At 37.8% G+C, this 9599-nt stretch carries 11 protein-coding genes; 8 read left to right on the forward strand and 3 right to left on the reverse strand.

All coding sequences use genetic code 11. The annotated features are described in order from the left end of the window. The 8 genes from secD to H1P_RS27525 all read left to right on the forward strand — a co-directional run. A partial coding sequence (secD, locus tag H1P_RS27490) for a protein translocase subunit SecD (protein ID WP_144873739.1) occupies positions 1 to 1128 on the forward strand: 1128 nt, incomplete at its 5' end. A gap of 156 nt (positions 1129 to 1284) precedes the next feature. Beyond that, positions 1285 to 2229 (forward strand): protein translocase subunit SecF, encoded by a 945-nt coding sequence (gene secF, locus H1P_RS27495; protein WP_144873741.1) that lies wholly within the window; start codon positions 1285 to 1287, stop codon positions 2227 to 2229. Between the two features lie 34 nt (positions 2230 to 2263). Further along, complete coding sequence (locus H1P_RS27500) at positions 2264 to 2608, forward strand: DOPA 4,5-dioxygenase family protein (RefSeq protein ID WP_144873743.1); 345 nt, start codon at positions 2264 to 2266, stop codon at positions 2606 to 2608. Between the two features lie 69 nt (positions 2609 to 2677). Next, positions 2678 to 3052: a hypothetical protein gene (locus tag H1P_RS27505; RefSeq protein ID WP_144873745.1), complete on the forward strand. Its 375-nt coding sequence runs from the start codon at positions 2678 to 2680 to the stop codon at positions 3050 to 3052. A gap of 132 nt (positions 3053 to 3184) precedes the next feature. Beyond that, positions 3185 to 3679: a GNAT family N-acetyltransferase gene (locus tag H1P_RS27510; RefSeq protein WP_144873747.1), complete on the forward strand. Its 495-nt coding sequence runs from the start codon at positions 3185 to 3187 to the stop codon at positions 3677 to 3679. Positions 3680 to 3883: 204 nt separating this feature from the next. Beyond that, on the forward strand, positions 3884 to 5368 hold the full coding sequence (locus H1P_RS27515; protein WP_144873749.1) for a DEAD/DEAH box helicase: 1485 nt from the start codon (positions 3884 to 3886) through the stop codon (positions 5366 to 5368). Between the two features lie 250 nt (positions 5369 to 5618). Next, positions 5619 to 5819 (forward strand): hypothetical protein, encoded by a 201-nt coding sequence (locus tag H1P_RS27520; protein WP_144873751.1) that lies wholly within the window; start codon positions 5619 to 5621, stop codon positions 5817 to 5819. Positions 5820 to 6276: 457 nt separating this feature from the next. After that, complete coding sequence (locus tag H1P_RS27525) at positions 6277 to 6540, forward strand: type II toxin-antitoxin system Phd/YefM family antitoxin (protein WP_144873753.1); 264 nt, start codon at positions 6277 to 6279, stop codon at positions 6538 to 6540. A gap of 21 nt (positions 6541 to 6561) precedes the next feature. Here H1P_RS27525 and H1P_RS27530 read toward each other — a convergent pair whose 3' ends face one another. The 3 genes from H1P_RS27530 to H1P_RS27540 all read right to left on the reverse strand — a co-directional run bounded on the left by H1P_RS27530 (position 6562) and on the right by H1P_RS27540 (position 9485). Then, on the reverse strand, positions 6562 to 7101 hold the full coding sequence (locus H1P_RS27530; protein ID WP_222427269.1) for a GNAT family N-acetyltransferase: 540 nt from the start codon (positions 7099 to 7101) through the stop codon (positions 6562 to 6564). A 254-nt stretch (positions 7102 to 7355) separates the two neighbouring features. After that, the gene (locus H1P_RS27535; RefSeq protein WP_144873756.1) at positions 7356 to 8879 is read right to left on the reverse strand and encodes a sodium:solute symporter family protein; all 1524 of its coding nucleotides are present in this window, start codon (positions 8877 to 8879) and stop codon (positions 7356 to 7358) included. Positions 8880 to 9152: 273 nt separating this feature from the next. Next, the gene (locus H1P_RS27540; RefSeq protein ID WP_144873759.1) at positions 9153 to 9485 is read right to left on the reverse strand and encodes a tetratricopeptide repeat protein; all 333 of its coding nucleotides are present in this window, start codon (positions 9483 to 9485) and stop codon (positions 9153 to 9155) included. Between the last annotated feature and the right edge of the window lie 114 nt (positions 9486 to 9599).

The following is a 9599-nucleotide window of genomic DNA, read 5'->3' on the forward strand; positions in this document are numbered from 1 at the left end:
CCCGAAACCGCCGAAAGACGTTTACAAGGTACTGCGGAGTTAGAATTTAAAGAGCAAAGACAAGGAACAGAAGGAGAATTTGCAGCAGAATCTCAAGTCAGACAACAACTGCAATTACAACTAGCTATTTTGCGTCAAGAAGAGCTTGCACCAGAAAATTCTGAAGAAATTACCCAATTGCAAGAATCCCTTAAAGCATCTAACGAAGCTGTTAGTGGTTTTTTTGATTCTGTGGATTTAACAGGAAAGAACCTAGAAGATGCTCGTCCTCAACCCAACCAAACAGGAAATGCTTGGGAGGTAGCGATTAACTTCGATGATGAAGGTGGTAATAAGTTTGCCGAACTGACTAAAAATTTAGCAGGAACAGGACGCGCTTTAGGCATCTTTTTAGATAATGAATTGATTAGTGCGCCTAGTGTTGGACCACAATTTGCCGATTTAGGAATTACTGGCGGAAGAGCCGTTGTTACAGGTAATTTTGATTTAGAAGGTGCTAGGGATTTAGCAATTCAGATTCGGGGTGGTTCGTTACCTTTTCCTGTAGAGATAGTAGAAAATCGCACTGTAGGGGCAACTTTAGGACAGGACAGTATTAATCGCAGTAAAATAGCAGGTACCGCTGGTTTGGTTTTGGTTTTGATTTTTATGGGTATTTATTACCGTCTACCAGGAATTATTGCGGATATTAGTTTAGTTATCTATGCTTTACTTACTCTTGCTTGTTATTCCATTGCAGGAGTCACTTTAACCCTACCTGGGATTGCGGGTTTTATCCTCAGTATCGGGATGGCGGTAGATGCTAATGTTTTAATCTTTGAACGCACCAGAGAAGAGTTACGTAATGGCAAAACTCTTTATCGTTCTGTGGAGTCGGGCTTTTTCCGTGCTTTTTCTAGTATTTTAGACAGTAACGTTACTACTCTCATTGCTTGCGGTGCTTTATTTTGGCTTGGCTCTGGTTTAGTTAGGGGTTTTGCTCTTACTCTAGCTATTGGGGTTCTAGTCAGTATGTTTACTGCCGTTACTTGTAGTCGTACTTTGTTGTTATTAACTGTACTGAGTCTCCCCAAAGTAAGACAAAAACCAGAATTATTTTGTCCCAATTTAGAAGTAAGTAATAGTTAATAGGTAATAGCTCACAAGTAGCCCTAAAGGACTCGCTATCGCGTCGCAGTAGCAAGTAGCAAGTAGTGAGTAGTGAGTAGTAATTAGCAACTAGCGAGTAAAAACCACTAACCACTAACCACTAACCACTAACCACTAACAAACACCAACCAAAAAATTATGATTAGTATTGTTAAAAAAAGCAGTTTATGGTGGGGTATATCAGGTTTAGCTGTGATAGTCAGTATCGCAGCTATGGTTATTTCCTTTACCAGTTTAAATGCGCCGATTCGTCCTGGTTTAGACTTTATTGGTGGTACTCGACTGCAAATTGAAAAAGATTGTTCTGTTGCGGGAAATTGCGATAATCCCATTGAAACTTCTGAAGTGAGAGACATACTCGATAATTTGGGCTTGGGCAATAGTACAATTCAAATACTGGGTAATCAGCAACAAACCCTCTCAGTCAGGACGGAAAACCTCGATGTTGATGGTAGAACTGAACTACAAAAAGCTTTGAGTGATGAAATTGGTCAATTTGACCCTAAAACTACTCAAATAGATACGGTAGGGCCAACTATTGGGAAAGAACTCTTTGTGTCAGGAATACTCGCCTTGCTTGTGGCTTTTTTTGGCATTATTGTTTATCTCAGCGTGCGTTTTCAGTTTGACTATGCTTTATTCGCCATTGTTGCTTTATTTCATGATGTTTTCATTACGGCTGGTGTATTTGCAATTTTAGGTTTAGTAGCTCAAGTAGAAGTTAATAGTTTATTCTTAGTTGCGTTGTTAACTATTATTGGTTTTTCCGTTAACGACACTGTAGTAATATACGATCGCATTAGAGAAACCATTGCTAATGATAATGATGAAAGTACTATCAACGATATTGTGGACAGTGCGGTCAATCAAACTTTAGGACGCTCTATTAACACTACTGTTACTACTCTGTTACCTTTAATTGGGATTTTTCTATTTGGCGGACAAACCCTTAAATTATTTGCTTTAGCTTTAATTATTGGTTTTGCTTTGGGAGCTTATTCCAGTATTTTTATCGCTAGTACTTTACTTGCTTGGTGGCGTAATAGTAGAGGGGATAAAGCCGTAGCAGTTTCTTCTTAAGTAAGATTTAGGTTAATAGGCTCAAGGTTCAACAATGGAGTTTCAAAGTATTAGTTTAATTAAGGGTTATCATGCTCACATTTATTATGATGAAGCAACTTTTGAACAGGCTAAAGTTTTATGTGAAACAGCAGGAAAAGAATTTTCAGTGACAGTAGGTAGGCTACATCGTAAACCTGTAGGACCTCATCCTTGTTGGAGTTGTCAATTAGCATTTGATTGCGATCGCCCTGCCGATCTGTTATCTTGGTTAGCATTAAATAGAAGAGGTCTAACAATTCTAATTCATCCCCTGACGGGAAACGATATTTTAGACCATACTGCTTATGCTTCTTGGATGGGACAGCCAGAGAATTTAAAGTTAGAAGTGCTTAAATAATGTAATGCTGCTGCAATAATAAAATTCTTTTTTTGATTATTATTAAATTCCTAATTACCGCTAAACTTTATGGATAAATCGGACTTTGATTTCCAAAAAAAAGTCGATAGATATTATCAGCTAACTATTTATCTACGCTGGATAGTTGTGTTGCTACTCTGGTTCACCTTGGGAGTCTATGGTGTTTGGGGTATTCGTCATGAAATCAAACTCTGGTTAGATTATTTTACTTGGTCGGCAGTTCATTATGGTTTAGCGTTTAATTTGGTTCCTACTATTTGTCTTGCTATTTGTATTGGGATGACTGTTTCTGTTTTGCTATGGCAAAGTAGCCATATACTTTGGGGATTATCAGATCGAGAAAAATACTATTTAGAAAAAAAAGTGGCAAAGATTTTAGCTACAGGTTCATCTCATCCTTTCTGGAAATGGATTCATAAATAAACTTCTAGGCTGTCAGATATTTAATAAACTTGTTGCGGTTAATGGTAGAGTTGAAAACTAAATTGTTATAGGATTTTGGTAAACCAGTAATTTGAGATTGTTTACAAGACAACTAAATTATCAGAACAATTCATGATAAAGCTAAGGAAATATCAACCAAAAGACTGGAATGCCATTGCAGCCATTCACGATCGAGCAAGATTAGATGAACTAAGCGCGTCAGTTGGAATAGAAGCTTTTCTCTCATTGGCGGATACTGCTGAAAACGAGGGATTATTTGATGGGGAAGTGTGGGTAGCTTGCGATGAGGAAATTGTATTAGGATTTGTCGCCTTTTCTGATGATGAGGTGACTTGGTTATACGTATCGCCTGAGCATTATCGACAGGGAATTGGACGGCAATTACTGAAAAAAGCGATCGCGCAGTGCCAGGCTTGCCTGATCGCAAAATGGGGAAAAATTGTCCATACTTCTGTACTAAGTGGTAATGACATAGCATTAAATCTCTACCTCAGTGAAGGATTTAAAATTGTCGAAACCAAGACAGGAAAACTCGATGGAAATGAAAGTTTTTCCGCAACTGGACATATCCTTCAGCTTGACCAAAAACTATTTTCTGTCTCTTAGCATTAGTGGTGTTGCTGAATCAAAACATGGTTTTAAATTTTGATTACTTTGTTCCAAATATTACAACAACTATTAACAACGAGCCATATTATCCCGCCTGACGGGACGAGCTACGAGCTACGAATGAAAATGAAAATGTTTGATTCTCCTTATTCCTTCATTCTCATTTTTTTTACTCCTGACTCGGTGATTTGGTGACTCTCTATGGCTCGTCTTCCTAGATTAAAATTCGATCGCGGTACTTTAATTTTGCATCCACCACCAAGGGGTAGATCGTGGTTGGATTTTGCTACTTGGGACGATCGCATTGAAAAGTTTCGGATTCCCGCAATTTACTATCGTCCATTAATGGAAGCTTTACAAGAGGATGATAAAAAAATTATTGATGAGGCGAAAGAGTTTTACAATTTAGAACTCAGTAATAGTAGTTTGTCTTATGAACCCTATCTCCACCAAAAAGAGGCTTTACAAGCTTGGAAGCAACAAAAAAGGCAAGGAGTAGTAGTTTTACCAACGGCTGCGGGAAAAACTTATTTAGCACAGTTAGCAATCCAATGTACTCCCCGTACTACTTTGATTGTTGTCCCTACTTTGGACTTGATGCACCAGTGGTACGCTCAAATTGAGGCTGCTTTTCCTAATATTGAAGTAGGGTTATTAGGAGGAGGTTCGAGAGATCGCACACCGATTTTAATTGCTACATATCATAGTGCAGCGATTCACGCGGAAAAAATTGGTAGCAAGTATGCCTTATTGATTTTTGATGAGTGTCACCACTTACCAACGGATTTTTTTAAAGTAATTGCCGAATATGCGATCGCTCCTTATCGTTTGGGGTTAACTGCCACACCAGAAAGAAGCGATGGTACACACAAGTTTTTAGATACCCTCATTGGTAGAGTAATCTATCGTAAAAGCGCGGAAGAGTTATCTGGTTCGGCTTTAGCTTCCCATAAGGTAGTACAAATTAGAGTCAAACTATCGAAACAAGAAAAGACTAAATACGATAGTGCTATCGAAACTCGTAATCGGTTTTTGCGTCAGTCTAATATTTCTTTGGGTAGTTTGGATGGTTGGCAACTGTTTGTCAAAGCCAGTGCGCGATCGCTACAGGGCAGAAAAGCGATGTTGGCACACAGAGAGGCTAAAGAGATTGCTTTAGGTACAGATGCCAAAATGAGAATTCTTATAGATCTTATTACGCAGCACGACCCCGAACGGATGTTAATTTTTACAAACGATAATGCAACGGTTTATCGTATTTCTCAACAATTTTTAATACCTGCAATTACTTATCAAACTCCAGTTAAAGAAAGACACGATATTCTGACAAGATTCAAAGCAGGAGATTATAAAACCTTAGTCGCTTCCCATGTACTTAATGAAGGGGTAGATGTACCTGATGCGAGGATAGCCATTATTTTATCGGGTACTGGTTCATCACGGGAATATATTCAACGTTTGGGTAGGGTATTAAGAAAGGGGAATACTACGAATAAACAGGCAATTCTTTATGAATTAGTTACCCAAGAAACCAGCGAGGAAAGAACTTCTGAAAGACGTAAAGGTAAACCAGAATCAGAACAATCCTACCGCCAATTATCCCTCGTACCCGACAAGTATGAAACCAAACCCAAACCCAAGTTAAAAGCTGCGGAAAAGGATACTGATTGGCAAGAATTAGATTAGTTTTTTAAAAAATAGTTAACGATTAGCAATTGTAACATTTATCTATTAAAAGCATGGTTATAAAAGTTGCAAACTACGTATTTATTATTAATTTTTTACAAAAAAATCCTAGTAAAACCCAAAAATGCTACAACAAACATAGAGGTAATTTTCTTGAGGTGAATAGTACTCCTGTGTTTTGCGACCAAGCTTACTTTCACTCATTGAAAATGTTTTGAATTAAGAAATTAAGCAAGGAGAAGTTAATCTAATGAATAACAATGCTTTTGCTTTCATGAATGACGAAGACTGGCTGAATCAAGGAAAATCCGATGCTTGGGCGGGAAAACCCAAACAAACCCCAGAACACGATCCTCAAGCAGCTAGTATGTATGATTTGGGTTACTGTGAAGGAGCTATAAAGCGATCGCCAATTAAGGACACCAAGAAAAAGAAAATAAACAAACAATAATCCTAAACGATCAAAAAGAAAATAATTGGATAAGTAGCCAGACATAATTAATTACACATTTAGCTTTCTCTATTGCCTATTACCTATTGCCTATTGCCTATTGCCTATTGCCTCTCTCAACTAGGAAATTAATTTTGTCCAACTGCTTAAGTATTGGTAAGTTAAAAACACGATCTGGCTTAACTTTCTCCCACGGCTATAAACCTCATAAGGGTAGGTTTTTCACGAGCGAAATAAACTCCTGAATTTATTTCGGGAGATGCGCCCTCACTTTCGTTATGAGTAGGCATTTTTATAAGTATTAAACTTTAGCAAAAAGGTGTTTATTCACAGTTAAAATCCCGAAAAAATCTGCCCTATTCCCCAATTTTCTTAACCATTGAAAGTAAAAAAACTACCCTTGTAAAAATCTCTAAAAAAATTGCTGTTATGTATAAAATAGTCAATGCAATCAAAAATGAAAAGCTACACTCTCACACAAACTCGCAATCAACATGGTGAAGTATTTGATAAAGCGACAGTCGAACCAGTGCTAATCACCAAACAAAAACGACCAAGCCATGTTATTCTCTCCGCAGAAGCCTATCGGCAATTAATAGCTAGACTAGAAGAATTGGAAGATTTGAACTTGGGTTCATCAGCAGAAACCGCACTAACTCAATCCTCAATGGTAGGAAGCCAAGATTTTACAGCTACTTTAGAGCAACTAGCTAATGGCTAAACTCGATGGATTAGAAAAAGATTAATTCTTGGGAATCCTAAACTCTATTATTTGTAAGACTCTACCACTTAAGTTTACTTGTTCAAATTCTCTGGCTATTTTCCCACTGAGTTTTTCAGGAATTCTTTTGCTAGGAATATTTGCTTTGTCAACAGGATAAATAAGTTGCTCATACTCTAAGTTATTATCAGCCCATTTCTTGAGAGCAGCAATAGTTTCTAAACCATAGCCATTACCATGAGCCGACTTTTTGAGCCAAATACCGAGTTCTGGACTTTTGCCATTGATATTGTGTATTCCAGCACATCCTAGAAATTCTTGTGTATCTTTATCCAAGATGACACAATGCAAGTCTTTTTCATTTTTCATTCCAGCTATAGAATCTTCAATAAATGAGCGAGTTTCTGAAATATCTCTAGCTGGACAAGGATACGTATAGGTGGTTATTTCCTCATTGAATTCTTTAAATATATCGTCTTCATAAACTATTGATATTGGCTGGAGCAAAAGGCGTTCGGTTACTATTTCTACATTGAGAAGAATATGATTCGGAGTCAACATTATTTTTTGAAGCTGGTTAGAAATATATTTGAGCATTTTAATCAAAAAACTCATTACTCATTACTCATTACTTCCGAAGCTTGTCAATTTTAATGTCCTAATTTAATTTTCTACGGCTATATTATTGATTGTCGTAGTGCTTAATAAACTTATGTGTCAATGAAACGATTTCGCGCACGATCAATCTATCGATCTGCGAAGCGGTACTTTTTTTAGGGAAAATCTTGCTCAATATCTGGTCGTTGACAATACTCTTAAGCCAGTAGCACCATCATTATTATAAAGTAAAGCAGCAATGCCCAAGTCCACCAAGAATTGAGACTATGCCAAGTGATTCGATCTTTGTATTGTGCAGCAACTTCTATCGGTAATGGAGCTAAAAATCGTCCTAAACTTGCCAATACTAGACAAACAACAACACCAATCACGTTATAGAATAACCAAGAAATATTCGTCAACCAGTCCACGGCAAACACAGCAACCACACCGCCTAACAGTCCTACTGTTGCCCAACTACCACTAATGCGACGGGTGAGAAGAGCCAGTAAGAATATTCCCAAAATAGGGCCATAAAAGAAAGAACCAATTTTATTGACAGCCTCAATTACAGAACCCATATTTTCCACAAAAAAAGCAGCGATAGTTGCATATAAACCCCAGCCAATAGTGAGCCAACGGGAAACTTTCAGGTAATGGTTTTCTGAAGCATTTCTTTTAATGTAGCGACTATAGATATCCTTTACGGAAACGGCTGCTAAGGAGTTAAGCACCGAATCGAGACTGGACATTGCAGCAGCGAAAACACCAGCAATTACCAGTCCAGTAATACCCATTGGTAATTCTTCCACAATGAATGTGGGAAACACCTGATTTACATTGTCAAAAGCACGATCCTGGTAAAACACATAAAGCATGATGCCAATCCACAGAAACAGCAGCATTTGCGGAACCATTAGTAAGCCAGCTATCATTAGAGACTGCTTGGCTTGATTCTCCGATTTAGCCGTCAGCATCCTTTGTACCTGGCTTTGATCTGTGCCAAAGTAGGAAATATGCCAGATGACACCGCCAAGCAACCCTGCAAACAAAGTGTAAGTTTCAGTTATGTCCCAAGATGGATTTAATGCATTCAGAAATTGCTTTTCTTGGGCTACTTGAACCACACCTTCCAGCCCACCTGGTACACTCTTGAGAACCAAAAAAATACTGATACCAGTACCAAACCATAAAAAAACCATTTGTACGACATCTGTCCAAATTACAGCACTAATGCCTCCCATCACTGTATAAGAAACAGATAAAAAAGCCATAATTAAAATACAAATGCTTACCGACCAACCAGTCATTACAGAAAGCACCAATGAAGGTGTGTAAAGAATGACTCCTGTTGCTAGACCACGAGCCACGAGAAAAACCACGGCAATGGTTGTCCTTGTTCCAGAGCCAAAACGGTTTTCTAGGTACTCATAAGCAGTAAAGATTTGGGCGCGATAGAAGAAAGGGATTAAGGTACTAACCACAAAAGCGACAGCAAGAGGAACATTAATATAGGTTGTAATCCTTTCTAAACCTCCTTCATAGCCCCAGCCAGGCGCACCAATAAAAGTAATAGCACTAGCTTGGGTTGCCATTACAGAAAGACCAATCGCCCACCAAGGAATGTTTCGTCCCCCTAAGAAAAAATCTTCTGTGGAATGTTGTTCTTTGCTAAACCTGGTGCCAAGCCAAGCGACTCCCAACAAATAGAGACAGAGTACAATATAATCAATAATTGTCATCAGCTTTCTTCTACCGTTGTTTGATTGGGAATTAGCAAGATGGTACAGAAAATTGTATTATAAACGTTTAATGAAAATCTAATCAAATATAGTCATAAGCAGTTACACAACATAAATTTCACAGTCTAGAGAGGGAATAGGGAACAGGCAACAGGCAACAGATAATAAATACAGACATTTTCAGTTAATATCAAAATGTGTAAACAATTTTGTTTAGGTACTTGCTGAATATGCGGTGAATTAAAGATGGTTTTTTAGACTGATTCGAGATCGTTAATTTTCTAAATTTTGAATCGCCTCATCACATTTCTCTACTTTTTGATCTAATTTCATTGCTTGATATAGTTTTCTCGCATTTTCATAAGCTGTTTTAGCTTCAGATTTTTGCTGTAAGTTTTTCCGACTATTTCCCAAATTAAACCAAGAATCCGATTCTCCTCTTTTGTCGCCGATTTCTTGTTGAATCTCTAATGACTGTTGAAGGTAATTAATTGCCCGTCTAGATTCTTCCAGAGAGTTGTAAGCATAGCTTAAATTATTCAAATATCTAGCTTCAAAATTGCAAGTGCCTATTTTGTGGCTAATATCTAATGGGTAATCGTTCATTCCCCCCTAAAAAATTCCCAGGAAAATTAGGCGCGAGGAATCCCCGCAGATTAATTACAAACAGGAAAAGGTGGTGGATTAATTCCTTTTCTTGCCCCTCTCAAAACTTGAGCG

Origin of the sequence: Hyella patelloides LEGE 07179, assembly GCF_900659865.1 — a bacterium.
GTDB classification, from domain to species: Bacteria; Cyanobacteriota; Cyanobacteriia; order Cyanobacteriales; family Xenococcaceae; genus Hyella; species Hyella patelloides.

Bases quoted from the DNA above. Each gene is read 5' to 3' on its own strand.
- H1P_RS27500 (WP_144873743.1), top strand. From the start codon at position 2,264: ATGGAGTTTCAAAGTATTAGTTTAATTAAGGGTTATCATGCTCACATT.
- H1P_RS27505 (WP_144873745.1), top strand. From the start codon at position 2,678: ATGGATAAATCGGACTTTGATTTCCAAAAAAAAGTCGATAGATATTAT.
- H1P_RS27510 (WP_144873747.1), top strand. From the start codon at position 3,185: ATGATAAAGCTAAGGAAATATCAACCAAAAGACTGGAATGCCATTGCA.
- H1P_RS27515 (WP_144873749.1), top strand. From the start codon at position 3,884: ATGGCTCGTCTTCCTAGATTAAAATTCGATCGCGGTACTTTAATTTTG.
- H1P_RS27520 (WP_144873751.1), top strand. From the start codon at position 5,619: ATGAATAACAATGCTTTTGCTTTCATGAATGACGAAGACTGGCTGAAT.
- H1P_RS27525 (WP_144873753.1), top strand. From the start codon at position 6,277: ATGAAAAGCTACACTCTCACACAAACTCGCAATCAACATGGTGAAGTA.
- H1P_RS27530 (WP_222427269.1), bottom strand. From the start codon at position 7,101: ATGTTGACTCCGAATCATATTCTTCTCAATGTAGAAATAGTAACCGAA.
- H1P_RS27535 (WP_144873756.1), bottom strand. From the start codon at position 8,879: ATGACAATTATTGATTATATTGTACTCTGTCTCTATTTGTTGGGAGTC.
- H1P_RS27540 (WP_144873759.1), bottom strand. From the start codon at position 9,485: ATGAACGATTACCCATTAGATATTAGCCACAAAATAGGCACTTGCAAT.